16 protein-coding genes and 1 CRISPR repeat array (1 of these 17 cut by a window edge) are annotated in these 13,764 nt (G+C 63.3%); of the genes, 7 read left to right on the top strand and 9 right to left on the bottom strand.

From position 1 onward, the window contains the following. A CRISPR array of direct repeats spans positions 1 to 39; the repeat unit is 42 nt; it reaches 295 nt to the left of the window's first position. Positions 40 to 132: 93 nt separating this feature from the next. After that, on the bottom strand, positions 133 to 1,062 hold the full coding sequence (locus J3D46_RS10980; protein ID WP_253467124.1) for an endonuclease domain-containing protein: 930 nt from the start codon (positions 1,060 to 1,062) through the stop codon (positions 133 to 135). Positions 1,063 to 1,298: 236 nt separating this feature from the next. On the opposite strand from J3D46_RS10980, the gene J3D46_RS10975 reads away from it, so the two are divergent. The 3 genes from J3D46_RS10975 to J3D46_RS10965 are packed head-to-tail and all read left to right on the top strand — an operon-like array spanning position 1,299 to position 4,587. After that, positions 1,299 to 2,249 carry an N-acetylglucosamine kinase gene (locus tag J3D46_RS10975; protein ID WP_253467122.1) on the top strand — a complete coding sequence of 317 codons (951 nt, stop codon included), beginning with the start codon at positions 1,299 to 1,301 and terminating at the stop codon, positions 2,247 to 2,249. Further along, on the top strand, positions 2,224 to 3,183 hold the full coding sequence (gene murQ, locus J3D46_RS10970; protein ID WP_253467120.1) for an N-acetylmuramic acid 6-phosphate etherase: 960 nt from the start codon (positions 2,224 to 2,226) through the stop codon (positions 3,181 to 3,183). Before J3D46_RS10975 ends, murQ begins: the two co-directional genes overlap by 26 nt. Before the next feature lie 51 nt (positions 3,184 to 3,234). After that, on the top strand, positions 3,235 to 4,587 hold the full coding sequence (locus J3D46_RS10965; RefSeq protein ID WP_253467118.1) for an MFS transporter: 1,353 nt from the start codon (positions 3,235 to 3,237) through the stop codon (positions 4,585 to 4,587). Positions 4,588 to 4,659: 72 nt separating this feature from the next. Here the strand turns inward: J3D46_RS10965 and J3D46_RS10960 are convergent, their stop codons facing one another. Together J3D46_RS10960 and purN are read right to left on the bottom strand one after the other, a co-directional pair. Further along, the gene (locus tag J3D46_RS10960) at positions 4,660 to 5,595 is read right to left on the bottom strand and encodes a hypothetical protein (RefSeq protein WP_253467115.1); all 936 of its coding nucleotides are present in this window, start codon (positions 5,593 to 5,595) and stop codon (positions 4,660 to 4,662) included. Between the two features lie 120 nt (positions 5,596 to 5,715). Continuing rightward, on the bottom strand, positions 5,716 to 6,285 hold the full coding sequence (purN, locus tag J3D46_RS10955) for a phosphoribosylglycinamide formyltransferase (protein ID WP_253467113.1): 570 nt from the start codon (positions 6,283 to 6,285) through the stop codon (positions 5,716 to 5,718). 11 nt (positions 6,286 to 6,296) lie between these two features. On the opposite strand from purN, the gene J3D46_RS10950 reads away from it, so the two are divergent. Further along, on the top strand, positions 6,297 to 6,746 hold the full coding sequence (locus J3D46_RS10950; RefSeq protein WP_231341513.1) for a hypothetical protein: 450 nt from the start codon (positions 6,297 to 6,299) through the stop codon (positions 6,744 to 6,746). A gap of 40 nt (positions 6,747 to 6,786) precedes the next feature. On the opposite strand, the gene J3D46_RS10945 is transcribed toward J3D46_RS10950, so the two are convergent. Beyond that, positions 6,787 to 8,118 carry a DUF6350 family protein gene (locus tag J3D46_RS10945; protein WP_253467110.1) on the bottom strand — a complete coding sequence of 444 codons (1,332 nt, stop codon included), beginning with the start codon at positions 8,116 to 8,118 and terminating at the stop codon, positions 6,787 to 6,789. 443 nt (positions 8,119 to 8,561) lie between these two features. Between J3D46_RS10945 and J3D46_RS10940 the strand changes: the two genes are divergently transcribed. Then, positions 8,562 to 9,068, top strand: a complete 507-nt coding sequence (locus J3D46_RS10940) for a nucleoside deaminase (RefSeq protein WP_253467107.1) — start codon at positions 8,562 to 8,564, stop codon at positions 9,066 to 9,068. A 47-nt stretch (positions 9,069 to 9,115) separates the two neighbouring features. On the opposite strand, the gene J3D46_RS10935 is transcribed toward J3D46_RS10940, so the two are convergent. The 4 genes from J3D46_RS10935 to J3D46_RS10920 form a co-directional block, all read right to left on the bottom strand. Further along, entirely contained in the window at positions 9,116 to 10,153 is a 1,038-nt protein-coding gene (locus J3D46_RS10935; RefSeq protein WP_253467104.1) for a VOC family protein, read from the bottom strand. A gap of 155 nt (positions 10,154 to 10,308) precedes the next feature. Then, positions 10,309 to 10,686, bottom strand: coding sequence for a hypothetical protein (locus J3D46_RS10930; RefSeq protein ID WP_253467101.1), 378 nt, complete (start codon positions 10,684 to 10,686; stop codon positions 10,309 to 10,311). Further along, complete coding sequence (locus J3D46_RS10925; RefSeq protein WP_253467097.1) at positions 10,683 to 11,096, bottom strand: J domain-containing protein; 414 nt, start codon at positions 11,094 to 11,096, stop codon at positions 10,683 to 10,685. Before J3D46_RS10925 ends, J3D46_RS10930 begins: the two co-directional genes overlap by 4 nt. Positions 11,097 to 11,337: 241 nt before the next feature. Beyond that, positions 11,338 to 11,760 (bottom strand): Hsp20/alpha crystallin family protein, encoded by a 423-nt coding sequence (locus J3D46_RS10920; protein WP_253467094.1) that lies wholly within the window; start codon positions 11,758 to 11,760, stop codon positions 11,338 to 11,340. A gap of 130 nt (positions 11,761 to 11,890) precedes the next feature. On the opposite strand from J3D46_RS10920, the gene J3D46_RS10915 reads away from it, so the two are divergent. Together J3D46_RS10915 and J3D46_RS25155 are read left to right on the top strand one after the other, a co-directional pair. Then, entirely contained in the window at positions 11,891 to 12,364 is a 474-nt protein-coding gene (locus J3D46_RS10915) for a MerR family transcriptional regulator (RefSeq protein ID WP_253467091.1), read from the top strand. Between the two features lie 108 nt (positions 12,365 to 12,472). After that, the gene (locus tag J3D46_RS25155; protein WP_374110791.1) at positions 12,473 to 13,024 is read left to right on the top strand and encodes an HNH endonuclease; all 552 of its coding nucleotides are present in this window, start codon (positions 12,473 to 12,475) and stop codon (positions 13,022 to 13,024) included. Between the two features lie 11 nt (positions 13,025 to 13,035). Here J3D46_RS25155 and J3D46_RS10910 read toward each other — a convergent pair whose 3' ends face one another. Further along, positions 13,036 to 13,728 carry a DUF6308 family protein gene (locus tag J3D46_RS10910; protein WP_253467087.1) on the bottom strand — a complete coding sequence of 231 codons (693 nt, stop codon included), beginning with the start codon at positions 13,726 to 13,728 and terminating at the stop codon, positions 13,036 to 13,038. Positions 13,729 to 13,764 lie beyond the last annotated feature (36 nt).

Raw genomic sequence — 13,764 nt, 5'->3', positions numbered from 1 at the left:
CCCAAACCACCCACCACCCACGCACACCAGGCCCCACAAACTAACCCCCTACGTTGCGAGGCCCGCTACGCATCCCCCTCGGAGCACGAAAGGCGCACACCAGGCCCCACAAATCCCACGCCCAGCGAACTTTCACGACGACGGCCCTCGCCACCCGCGCGACGTCAAAGCGTCCCGCACTTTCCGCTCGGCATTGACCCACCCGCCCTTCATCTGGACTTCGGAGAATTTCAGGACAATCCACCCCAACGCGCGAAGTCGATCGTCGCGTTCGATGTCCTTGCCCCACTGCACTGGGTCGGCGCGGTGATGATCGCCCTCGTATTCCATAGCAATTTTGTACCCCTTGTACTGGAGGTCCGGCGTTGAGATGTAGCGACCGTGATCGTCATAAACTGGCTGGGTGACAGTTGGCTCCGGCAGCCCGGCGTCGACGATTTTCAGACGCAGCCTTGACTCCTGCGGCGAATCTACGCCCGTGCGCAACAATGGCAGAATTTCCCGGGCCATCCGGATGCCTTTGACCTTGGGGCGTCTATTGATGACTTCCTGGATCGCCTCAAGCGAGGACAACGGATTCTCGCGCGCCAACAGAAAATCGCCGGCGGCCACAAGCGATGACCTGCCCATGTGTCTAGCCAGATCCACCCACGTCCATTCCGGCGAAGTCATTTGGACACCGTTCAACACCCGAACATCCCGCGCCAAGAGCGGAGCCCGGTGCCCGACCACCCCCCGACGCTTGACCCTCCCGATCTCTTGCCGGCGGGTCACATGGATTAGCCCGCTCCTGCCCTCTTCCTCGAGGTAGATGGGGAGCGGCATGCACCACAACAACGCTGCAGTGACGTGGCTGACTGCACAGCGTGGAGTCACAGCGGTGTGCAGCCGCCCGAGCAGTTCGAGGTCGCGTTCGTTTGCCCTAGCGATACGGATGCCACGGCTCGGCGTCACAAGTTCTTTCGTCTGGAGTCGCCACCGTGGTACGCCGGAAGCGTAAGCGTCGGCGACGAGGAAGCCTTGAGGGTCGACGTTCAGAGGCAAGGGAGTGAGATTCCGCATGGGCCCATGCTTGCCGGAAATGATGGCTCACATTCGGTTATCCACAGAAATCGCCCTTTGATGGGCTTTTGACTTTTCCTCCACAGAAAATGCGAGGCCGGCTTTGCGCCCCGAAACCCCGACCAACCACGCAGAGCGGGCCCCACAACTCACGGACCACCCGTTGCGAGGCCTGTTCTGCACCCCGAACCGCTCACCAAACACGCAGAGCGGGCCCCACAACATAGGGTTGATCCATGGAAGCCCCCAACGATGTCGTACTTGTTGCCGATGTAGGGAAGAGCCGCTGCCGCGTCGAGTTGCGCAGCGGTACAGAGTTGCTGGGCGCCGCCGACCAGCACGGCTTCCCCGGAGTGCACGTGGACAACGGGCCAACCCTGGCTTTCGACCTCCTCCTAGAGACGGTCAGCCAATTGCCGCCCGGCCTCCCCGTCAGCACCTTGACCGGTATTGGGGCCGCCGTGGCCGGGGTTGAAGCATCCGCCGAGAAGTCGCAGGAACTCGCCACCATGCTGTCCCAGCGGTTCAGTGTCCCGGCAGCCGTGCTCTCCGACGCCACAGCCGCCCAGCTCGGCGCGCTCCAGGGCGCCCCCGGCACCACGCTCATCGTTGGGACAGGCGCCGTCGCCTTCCGGTTCGATGACTCCGGAGTCCTGCACCGGGCCGACGGCTGGGGACCCTATCTTGGGGATCGCGGCAGCGGACGATGGATCGGCCAGCAAGGCCTGCAGGCAGTTCTTGAAGCGTACGACGGCGGCCCTGCCACATCGCTGTCGGCTGCGGCCGGCGCACTGGTCGAGTCGCCCGGGATGCTGCCGGGCTGGCTCGCGGCCAACGAGAACCCCTACCGCGCGATGGCCCGTTTCGCGCCGCTGGTTCTGCACGCGGCGGAGGTGGGTGACGCCGTCGCGCATGACATCATCGGCGAGGCGTGCCGCATCCTGACCCGCACCGTGAAGCTCGCGTCCAGCGGCGACGAGGGCGGCACACCCCGCGTGGCGATGCTGGGCGGAGTGGTGGGCTCGGACTTCTTCGCGGCGCTCTTGCGGAAGTCACTCGCTTCGGCTGGGATTGAGGTGGTGGCCCCGCTCGGCGATGGCTTGGACGGTGCTGCCCTCGCTGCGACGCGCCGCGGGCTCATCCAGGAAAGGTACATCCACCGTGACGGCACAAACTGGCCCGACTAACCCCAACGACGCGGACAAACTCGCGGGCCTGCGCACGGAACTCGCAGGGTTGGCGACGGAGGCCACGGCCGAGGGCCTGGAAAACCTGGACATCCTGGGCACCGAAGAACTCGTGGCCGCGATGCTTTCCCACAGTTCAGGAGTACACGCTGCGGTTGAAGCGGCCAGTGCCGCCATTGTTCAAACCGTCGACGCCGTTGCGGAGCGGCTCCAGCGCGGCGGCCGCCTTTTGTATGTGGGAGCCGGCACGGCCGGTCGCTTGGGTGTGCTCGACGCGAGCGAATGCCCGCCAACGTTCGGCACCCCGCCCGGACTCGTCGTCGGACTCATCGCAGGCGGTGTGCAGGCGATCCAGAAACCCGTTGAGTACGCCGAGGACAACGCAACTGCCGGCGCACGCGACCTGCACGATATCAACGTGACCGAAGCCGACGCCGTCGTGGGTATCACGGCCTCGGGCCGGACGCCTTACGTGATCGGTGCGTTGGAGGAGGCCCGGAAGCGGGGCGCGTTCACGGCGTCGCTGGCGTGCAACAAGGGCTCGGCAGTAAGTCATGTGGCGGATGCTGCGATCGAGGTTGTGGTGGGTCCGGAGTTCATCGCGGGTTCCACCAGGCTGAACTCGGGCACGGCCCAGAAACTTGTCCTCAACATGATCAGCACGCTGGTGATGGTGAAGCTTGGCAAGACGTACGGCAACCTCATGGTGGACTTGCGCGCCACGAATGAAAAGCTGCTGGCCCGATCGCAGCGCACCGTTCAGCACGCAACCGGCGTTGATGCCCATGAAGCCGCTACCGCGTTGGATTCGGTTGGCGGGTCGGTCAAGGCGGCGATTCTGGTGCTCCTGACAGGCATCGAGGCTGGTCAGGCCAAGGGTGCCCTGGAGGAAGCCGGTGGTTTCCTGCGGCGGGCGATCGAGAACCAGAAGTAGCCCGGACGGCAGCCCGGTGCCCAGCGCATAAAGTTGCATGCAGGAGGGCAAATGAATACATACACAGCCGTGCCCAGCGGCGAACAAGTTGTGCAGGACCTGCCATGGCGGTGGAAGGTCCAAGGACGGATTTTCCTGATCGGCGGGCTCGGGTTCATGTTCGACGCCTGGGATGTCACGCTGAACGGCATCCTGATTCCGCTGTTGTCCAAGCACTGGTCCCTGCAGCCGGCTGACGCTGCGTGGATCGGCACGGCCAACCTGATCGGAATGGCCGTGGGTGCGTTCGCATGGGGCACCATTGCGGACACCATCGGACGCAAGAAGGCCTTCACGGCCACCCTCCTGATTTTCAGCATCTTCACGGTTCTGGGTGCGTTCGCGCCGGACATCGTGTGGTTCTGCATCTTCCGTTTCATGGCCGGCTTCGGCCTGGGCGGCTGCATCCCCGTGGACTACGCACTGGTGGGAGAGTTCACGCCCCGGAAGCAACGCGGCAAGGTGCTCACGGCCATGGACGGGTGGTGGCCCATCGGTGCTGCGCTCTGTGGCTTCATCTCGGCCGGGCTCGTTGCTGCCTTCGGCGACTGGCGGCTCACCATGCTGATCATGGTGCTGCCGGCGTTGCTCGTTTTCTGGGTGCGCCGTTCGGTTCCCGAGTCACCGCTGTTCCTGATCCGTGCGGGTCGCCGTGCCGAGGCTGCGGCGGTGATTGATGGCTTGGTCGAGGCGACAGGTGCTTCGCCGCGGGCGTATAGCCTGCCCGAACCGCAGGCTGCGCCGCGCCTCTCCCCCGGCAGCGCCTGGGCCCAGTTGCGGCGGATTTGGCAGTTCAACTGGAAGATCACCACCGCTGCATGGGCACTCTTCTTCAGCATCCTGCTGGTCTATTACCTGTCGCTGACGTGGATGCCGCGCATTCTCATCGGTGCTGGGTTTGAGGAGTACAAGGCGTTCGTCACGACGGCGAGCATGGCCGCCGTCGGACTCCTGGGTGTGGTGGTGGCAGCGCTGCTGGTGGAGCGGGTGGGTCGCAAGTGGATCCTGGCCATCACCGGTCCGTTGTCCGCGTTGACCTTAGTGATCGTGGCCTTCGTGGTGGACGTTCCCTCCGCTGCCGTGTTCTGGCTGCTGGTGTTCGGGTTCGTGGTCCAAGTGGCCATCCCGGTCCTCTACGCCTACGTGTCCGAGCTGTACCCGACTGAGCTTCGCGGCTCGGGCTTCGGCTGGGCGTCGACGTTCTCCCGGATCGGGGCAGGCTTTGGGCCCCTGGTGTTCGCATCGTTCTTCTGGCCGGAGTTCGGATTGGCGCAGTCCTTCGCGATGGCTGGTGGCCTGGTGCTGCTGTCCGTGCTGTGGATGGCGTTCCTCGCCCCCGAAACGAAGCAGCGCGAACTCTCGTAACCGCCCCGCCTCGTACCCAACTGAGTCGCAGTTCAGGTCGTTCCCAGCCCTGGGAACGACCTGAACTGCGACTTACTTGGGTGACCAGCCGCGTTGTTCGAGCGCCCGCCGCACCTTGGCCACGGCGGACCTCGCGTTGTTGCTCATGTGCCGCTTTGAGATCCTCACGAGGGTCCAGCCGGCTCGACTGTAATCCTCCTCCCGGGCGATGTCCCTCACGATCTGCTCCGGATCCGAGTGACCCTCACCTTCGTACTCCACGGCAACGCGCTGCTCGCGATAGGCCAAATCCGGTTGACGCACGACGCCGGGACCTAGCTCCGTAGGAACATTGACTTCCGCTGTGGGTAGGCCAGCCCACTTGAGCGCCAGCCTCAGTCGCGTTTCGGGAGCCGAGTCGGACCCCACGCATGCTTGTTCCAAAGCGAGGCGGGCCTTGCGGATGCCAGGTGTCCCCCAGTGACGGTCAAGCATCTCTTCGAGCTCATCCATGGCGCAGTGGGGCGAACTCCGTCCTTCGAATTCCGGTCTGGGGATACGCAGCAAATGATCGGCCACAACGGTGATCTCGTCGATGTCCATCTTCCGCGCGCAGTCCAGCCACGTCCGAGCCCGGCTGGTGATGAGCAGGCCATTGAACGTGGTGATTTCATCCTCGAAGAACTGACCTCGATGTCCCACCACACCGCGTCGTCGAGGGATGGCCATGGCGTGGGGCCGCGAAATATGAATCCCAGGCTCGTGGCTGCCGGGCAGGAAGCCAGGAAACCCCCATAGTAGGAACGCCGTCGCGTGGGACGCCGCCGAAAATGGTGTGACCTGAGTGATCGGCCGAACCATGTCCGCGAAGGCATGTTCGGTGTCCAGACGAGGGACTCGAATGGCTCGGCTCGGCGAGTCCAGATCCCGGTAACGCAGGCGCCCAACCGACACTCCGGCATCGAGTGCTTCCTGCGTTGTAAAGGATTTCGAAGTGAGGTCTGCCGGGAGCGGCCGTGGGATCTTCATCAGCCCATGCTGGCAAATGCGACGGGAGCCTGGGGCGTTATCCACAGCCTTTCGTTCCTGCCACCCAACTAGGTAACAGCAAACGCTCCACTCAGGGCTCAGTGGAACAGGTGCTGCGACTCAGTTGGGTGCGGCGGCGAGGTCTGCGAGGGTCTGGACCAGCAGGCGGCGCTCCACTACCTTGATGCGCTCGTGCAGGGATTCTTCGGAGTCCTCAGGAAGGATAGCAACGGCTTCCTGCGCAATGATGGGGCCCGTGTCCACGCCGGCGTCGGCCCAGTGAACGGTGCAGCCCGTGACCTTCACGCCGTACGCGATGGCGTCGCGCACTCCGTGGGCGCCGGGGAAGGATGGGAGCAACGCGGGGTGCGTGTTGACGTACTTGCCACCGAATGCATCAATGAAGTCGGAGCTGACGATCCTCATGAACCCGGAAGACACCACGACGTCCGGCTTGTAGGACAGGACCTTGTCGCGCAGTGCGGTGTCCCATTCAGCACGGGTTTCGAACGAGTTGAAGTTGACCACGAAGGTCTCAATGCCGGCCTCGTCGGAGCGTTCCACGCCATACGTGTCGGGGCGGTCGGCACCCACAGCGGCGATCTCGACATCCAGTTCACCCGACTTCACGGCGTCGATGACTGCCTGAAGATTGGAACCGGTACCGGAGACGAGGACAACAATGCGCATTGCACTAGCTTATGGGCGGCTCGCGTAGGCTGGAAAACATGAATCCCGACGTCGGTCCCAAGCCGAGCCAGCAACCCCGCTCAGAGGCCGAAAAGTCCGCCCTCGGCGTGACCCAAATCCTGTTCCGTGCATTCCTTTTGACGGCTCTGGGTGCGTTCTTCGTGTTCTCCCTGAACGTGAATTACGTGTGGTTGAGTGCCATCCTGACGCTCGCGGGTTTGGTGTTGGGGATTGTGGTTCTGGTGAGGACGCTGAAGTACAAGCACCCGCGGCTGATTCTCTTCGGGACCATCTCCGGCCTCATCGTTTCGGCCGTCATGTGCCTGCTCATCCTGACGTCGATGCTCTTTTTCAACCAGGTCAGCACGTACCAGGATTGCTCGCGCGGGGCGTTGACGGAATCCGCCAAAACGCAGTGCATGACGCAGCTCGAGGACTCGATGCCGGGGTCGCTTCGCTAAGCCGGCTGAGGCTCCCCAGCGACAGCGGAAGAGGACCCGCTTAGGCGTGTTCGTCGTCGTACGCTGCTTCGTCGAGGTCCGCCTCGCGCAGCTTCTGACGGCGTTCCAGCCACGGCCCCACTGCGTAACCGATAACGACGCCGATGCCCACTTCCGCGGCCAGCCAGACTGCCGTCCACAACGGGTGGGGTCCGATTTCCGTGAGCCGGCCAATGCCGGCCGATCCGCGCGCGATCCACGCCAAGGCACCGCCCAACAGGCCGGCAACTGCGCCGATGAATGCGCCCAGGAACAGGGTTGAGACGGTTGCCGTGAACCAGCGGGCTTTGATCTTGATGGAGAGCCACTCGTCGAAGTGGTTTTCGCCTTCACGCAGGAACCACCAGCCCGCCAGGATGCCCGCTACGACGGGAAGCGCGAGGGCCATGGCCCCGGCGTCGAGCTGGCCCGCGGGAAGGGCCCCAAGGACCGGGACGGCCGGGAGCGGTCCGACGGCTGTACCCAACGGACCCGCCGTTGAGCCAACGCCGAGCGAGAAGCCGGCGCCGGAGGACCAGGACAGGGCGAAAATCACGAGGTTCGGCAGGAATCCAAGCTGCGCGATAGTGAGCACGGCTCCGCCGAGGGCGCCGGCTTGGATGCCTTCGTAGACGGCGATGATGTCCGTCCAGTGCCACACAATGGTCACCGCCAGGAGCAGTGCGGCCAAACACACGGCAGCCATCGCCGCGACAAAGCCGGCCTTCAACGCCGAGCCCACATACGAGCCCGCCCAGCGCGAGTGCTGGCTCGTCTTAGCAAGCCAGGCTACGGCGTCAACGCCGATCAGGCGGCTCCACGAGCCTGCCTCGCGTCGGGCGCCGACGATCATGCCCAGGCCGAAGGAGATCAGCGGAATGGTCATGGCAAGCCAGAGGTTGATGACCACTTCGGAGGTGCGGCACACGAACCCGGTAGCTGCACCGAAAGCCGCGTAGACAACGAATGCGCCAAAGAATGCCTGCCACAGCTGGTCTGTGTACGAGGCACGGGCGAGGCGGCGCCCGGCCCGCCAGGCGAGTAGGAAGGGGATGAGCGTCAGGCCCAAAGGAATGAGTGACAACAGGCCCGAGCCCGGCTGGCCCGCAGTGCCGAGGCTGACTTGGGCCAACTCCAGCGGAACGCCGTGAATCAGCAGCCAGGCCTGGCCGGCCAAGCGAGCCAAGGAGTCCACGTTCCGGTCTTGGAATCCGTCGGTGGCCCACACTCCCACCAGCGGGAGCACCACCACGATGGCCGAAATGAAGGCTGCCTGCGCCGATTCCAAACCACCCTGCAGCCAAAGGGGCATCGGGAGGCCACGGTTTCCGGTCTGATCAGCGCGCAGTTTCATCGTGATCTATCGTGCCACGGCAGGCAGCGCACGGCCCGCAGGCGCCCCTGAAATACCGCGAATTCCAGCGCTTTTTTCACGCAGCCGCCGTAAGATGGGAGGTGTTCTCCCGGGGCACGGAGCCCTCAGTTGCCACCTCAGCTCCGCCTCACCTGCACAGACTTTGAAAGGCCCGGAAACAAGCGAAGCCGGGAACTAGGAGCGGCCAATGAATAGGTGTCACAACTCATAGCAGAAAGTCGTACTAGCAGCTGGTGCAGCCGCCTTGGGATTCTTTCCCTAGGCTGCACCAGCCTTCTTTTTGCTTTTGTGCCGCGCCTCCCGCCGAGGGGCGACTTCTCGGGGCTTTGAGGGGCTGTTTGCGCGGCGTCGTGAGTACCTCGACCGCGTCGGTGAGCCCCACGGCCTCTTCGTCTAATCCATACCAAGAGAGAGATTCAGAAGTGACAAACACTGAGAACCCCGGCTCTGCCGTCTCCCAACAGGACGTGGACTTCCTGCGCCTGGCCATCACGCTGTCCCACCAAGTCAAGGCTGAGGGACGGCATCCATTCGGCGCCGTGGTGGTGGACGAGCATGGCACGGTGGTGAGCTCGAAGGGAAACAATTCGATGCCGCCGGAAGGCGACCCGACCCAGCACGCCGAACTCAGGGCTGCGGCGGAAGCATTTCGGCAGCTCAGTACCGAGCAATTGGCGCGGTCAACGCTGTACACCAGCGCAGAACCGTGTGCGATGTGCGCCGGCGCTGTCTACTGGACGGGCATCGGGCGAGTGGTTTACGGGCTCAGCGAAGAATCACTGCTGAGCATTACGGGAGATAACCCCGAAAACCCCACCCTGTCCCTTCCCTGCCGCGAAGTCTTCAGCTGCGGTCAGCGCAAAATCTCTGTGGTGGGCCCTCTCCTGGAGGACGAGGCTGCTGCCCCTCACAAGGATTTCTGGCAATAAGCCCGCGATTGGCTCTGCGCACGTTGAAGCCCGCTTACTGCCGAGAGCTAACCCCTCGCGAAGAAGTCCACGCCCGATACGTACTCCATGGCCTTCACGAACTCGGGATCGCCCGCCCTCGCGTAGGCCTCCTCCTCGTTGAGCTCTGCGACCCGGCAGTGGATCCACCAGAGATTGCCCAAAGGATCCCGAACGCGGCCCACTCTTTCTCCCCAGAACATCTCCGTCATGTCCGTGACCGCCGTGGCACCCGCGGCGAGCGAGGCAGCGAAGGTGGCATCGCCGTCGTCGACGTAGACGCGGAGGAAGGCCGGAGTCGGCGGCCAGCCCGGGCGGGAATCGAAGGCGAGGATGTTCGAGTCGCCGATCTTCGCCTCAGCGTGCCCGATGGACCCGTCTTCCATGGGGACCCGGAACGCTTCCTGGGCGCCGAACGCGGCAGTGAGGAAGTCCAGGAGCCCGGGTGTGCTGCTCGTGATGATCCAGGGTTCCACGGAACGGTAGCCAGCGGGAATGTGGCTGATGCCGTCGGCTCGAACCAGCGGGGACATGGACGTCACTTCATCGGGGACGGGTGCGTCCGGCTGGCCGATCATGTGCCGATGGAGGGAATCGACCGCATAGTCCATCCCCGCCGCGTATTCGGGGGCCTGCGAGCGGCTGGCGGCGTCGTCGTCGGAGACGTCTTCCATGTGCGACATGATCCACCAGACGTTCCCCAGCGGGTCCAGAATCCGGGCGCCACGGTCACCCCAGGCGCTGTTGTCGGGGACCGAAACCGTGGTGGCACCCGCGGCGAGGGCGGCGTGGAAGGCGGCATCGGCGTCGTGCGTATAAAGACGGAGGTACGACGGCGTTGCGGGCCAATGCGGTCGGCTGTCGAATGCGAGGACTACTGAGTCGCCGATCCGCGCTTCCGCGTGCCCGATGGTCCCGTCCTCGCCAACGACCCGGTCGATCTCCTCAGCGCCAAACGCAGCCGTGATGAACTCGAAGAGGGCGTTCGTGTCTCGAGTGATGAGCCAGGGGCTGACGCTGGAGTAGCCAGTCGGGACTGTGCTGATGGTCGGGTCTGCCGCGGTCATGACTGCGTCCTCTTCGTCGGGGTTCCGTGGTTTCAGACTACGACTGATCGAGGTCAGGATCGGTCCGCAATTGTGGCTATTCCCTCGCCGAGGGGCGACACCCCAGCAGTTTGAGGCCTACTTTCCCCCGAGATCCCACCCCTCGGCGCACCCCCTCAAAGCTGCGGGCCGTAGATGAACTCCTTGGCGTGGTTGACGGCCTTCTTGAAGGCATCGTTGCGGAGCGTCACCTGCTCTTTACTGGATCCGGCGTTGGGTTCCAGGAACGTGGTGGGGCCGGGGCGGAGCATCCAGATATCGCCGGCGGGTGGGAGGTAGAAGACGCCGAAGGACCTGTGCTCGGGATCGTCGGTCCAGATGGGGACAACAGCTACCGCCGCGCCCGTGTCCGGGTTGATCCACTGGGCCCGTGGCATGGGTTGCTCGTGGACTTCGGGGTCGAGGAACGGTGCTGTCCCTCTCCCCCAGCGTTTCTCGAATCGTTCGTAGAACGCGGGAATGATGTGGCCGTCGTACGGACGCCAAGCACTCATGAATGGCTCCTTGGTGTTCTCAGGGTTCGGGTTGAAGGCTCCCAGTGGGTTGGTCCGAAAGACAGGGGCGGCTTGGTTTCCTTGCTGCCTGCCGGTTCATGTCGATGGACCCGTACCTCCACCGGCGTTCCAGGCGTTCCAGGCGTTCCGGGCCTTCGTGCGGGCACACCGCTCCGCCGCGCCTGATCGTAAGCCGCCCGCTTTCCTGGGTCCGACAAAACGACGTACGCCTGCATTATGGCGTGCAGTTCCTTGAGGTCGGCCGCGGAGGTGGTGTCGCCGTCGTCGACCTTGTGGCGTGTGTCCGGGTGATGGGTCCGGAGCAGCGCGCGGAAGGCGCGGGTGATGTCGCGGGCCGTCGCGTCGGGCGGCACGTGCAAAGTGGCGTAGTGGTCAGGTTGGTCGTTCACGGTTGGTTCCGGTTTCCTGCAGCGGACTTGGGATGGCCCCCGGCGTGCACCGGGGGCCATCAATCGGGAGATGACGGGCGGGGGCCGCTTTCATGTGCGCTAAAAAACGCGGTGACGTGGCGCGAAGCCTGCGCCCAACTATTCCGATGCGGCCGCCTCCGTTGTTCCCGGTCGGCGCCCTGCCGGTTGGCCACCCCCGGTGGGCCACCCCCGGGGTGAACCTCCCGACAGGGCGGACGGGTCAGGCGTTGATCTCTTGCCGTTGTCCGTTGGACGTGATCTCGATGCGCCGTGGTTTGGCCTTCTCTGCGACGGGGATACGGAGTGTCAGCACGCCCGCGTCGTAGCTGGCCTTGACGCCTTCGGTGTCCAAGGTGTCGCCCAGGATCAGTTGCCGACTGAAGACGCCTTGCGGGCGTTCGGCGGCGATCATTTCTGAGTTCTCGCCAGCTGGCGACTTCCGTTCTGCCTTGACGGTGAGGACGTTGCGCTCGACGTCGAGGTCGACGGAGTCAGGGCTCACACCGGGCAAATCAAAGGCAACGACAAACTCCTCGCCCTCCTGCCAGGCATCCATGGGCATGCCGGCAGGGCGTGCTGTTGTGCCAAAAACCTGTTGGGCGAGCCTGTCGAAATCGCGGAACGGGTCAGTGCGCATCAGCATTGTGTTCTCACTCCTCTGGTCTTGATGCTGATTCTGTTGTTGTGCCAGCCCTTCCTGATCTGTGGTGGCTGGTATAGATTTTTTATAACACCGGCGAGAGTGTGGTGCAAGTGGATTTTGGGAGGTCTTGATGGCGGGTTCTGCTGCGGAGGAGCACGACGGCGGATTGGGCGCGTCCGCGCCGGGCGGCGGCCCTGCTTCGACTGGCAAACGGGACGGGGGCGGGCGCGACGCGCTGGGTGTCTACGCGATCTCCGTAGCAGCTGAACTCGTGGGCACTGGCCAGCAGAACCTTCGGTTGTACGAGCGCAAAGGCCTGCTCACTCCGGAGAGGACCGACGGCGGAACTCGCCGTTACAGCGAACGGAACCTGGCGACGCTGCGACGGATCGGGGTGCTCCTGGATGAAGGGCTGAACCTGGCCGGCGTGAAGCTGGTGCTTGAACTGGAGGCGGAGAATCGCGGGTTGGCCGAGGACAACCAGGGGCTGGCTGACGACAATAGGGAGCTCCGGGCTGATAACCGAGGACTGCGGAAGGATCTGAAGCGGGCGCGGGGTGGGGTGCCTATTGTTTCCAACCCGCACTCCAGATTCGTCACATAGCGTGCCGCTCAATCAACCCGAGTTCATTGTCCTTGCCGTCAATTAGAGTATGGAATCACACCAGCGCCTCGAATCGAAGTGGCTGCCAGAACTAAGTGGGGGTAGGACATGCTTCGAAAGGCCGATAACGTCAGCCTTTTTCATCAACCGAGCTTTTGGACAGGTAAAGGCCCCGTCGTTCTAACGATCGGCCGGAATTCTTACCGATTGGGCAAGTTTACGAAGCCTGAATTTGCGGAAACCCTTAAACGCCAAAGTGAGTACCCCATTGCTCTCACCACAATCGGTGAGCGACGCTACTGGCAATTCGAAAACGGATTCTACTGGGAGAACGAAGGGCTCCGTTCAGCAGAAATTCGGGCACTGTTAGTAATGAAGAACCAACGCAGGCAGCAGCAAATCGACAGAGCCCAAGCAACGGTCGCTATGGGTTCGACGCCTCAAGCCGCAGCCGTTCGTCGCGCCATCCCGGACGATGCGAAACAGTACGTCTGGGCCCGTGATGAAGGCAGGTGCCGGAGTTGCGGATCGACCGGCGAGCTTCAATTCGATCACATCATCCCAGTGTCCATGGGAGGCAGCAGCAATGTTGAGAATCTGCAAGTCCTGTGTGGCCCATGCAATAGGCGAAAATCCGCTGGCCTGACGACCCGTCGCTAGAGGCACAATCACTACGCGGCCGTGGAAGCACGCCTATGACGGAACTCACCGAGGTAGCTACTGTCCCGGATTTGCGCGCCTAATCGCCACCCAATGATGTCCATCGCTCGGAGCGGCGTGACGGCGGGCCCAGTAGCTAAAGCGGCGATAGCTCTCCACGAGTCGATCTGTGATTCAAGATCGAACTTCATCGCACGCATCAAAAGCTTGGCCAAGTTGAACCAACTCCGATTGTCGTCCTCAGGTAGCGGCCTGCCCTCACCGACGTAGCAGGAGTAGATGTTCTTGTCATAGAGGGGTATGAGTTCCGGCCGCTTGCGGTGGAGCACTTTAGACAGCTTGGTAAGTCCTACTTGGGAGGGTTTGTGCTCGTCCAATGTCCCGAACAGTCGCGCCAGTGCCTCAATAGTCTGCTCGCCAGCTTCGGCAAGGGACCCAGTTAGATGTGGATCGGCCAGACGCCCGTTGATAATGGGCAGCATCGACTCCAGCCCATAGTAGGTTTCCACTGGCTTCTGATGAGCGTTCAGAAGGGCGACGGCTAACAGGTCAGCATGCCCAACCGCCGGGCCCGGGTGACCGGGGTAGGAATCATAGGCCGGATAGGACCACGTTCTCCCTTCGGAACCGAAATAACGCCTGGCGAAATTCCGTGCTTCCTCAAAGTCAATCTGAGCGCCGCCCACATAGAGTTCCTCAGTCATGTGCTGAGCCTAACGAAAGTGGCCGCCCCAAAGGGA

The sequence above is a fragment of the Paenarthrobacter sp. A20 genome (genome assembly GCF_024168825.1).
In the GTDB taxonomy this organism is placed as follows: Bacteria; Actinomycetota; Actinomycetes; order Actinomycetales; family Micrococcaceae; genus Arthrobacter.
This window is presented reverse-complemented; position numbering and strand designations above follow the sequence as displayed.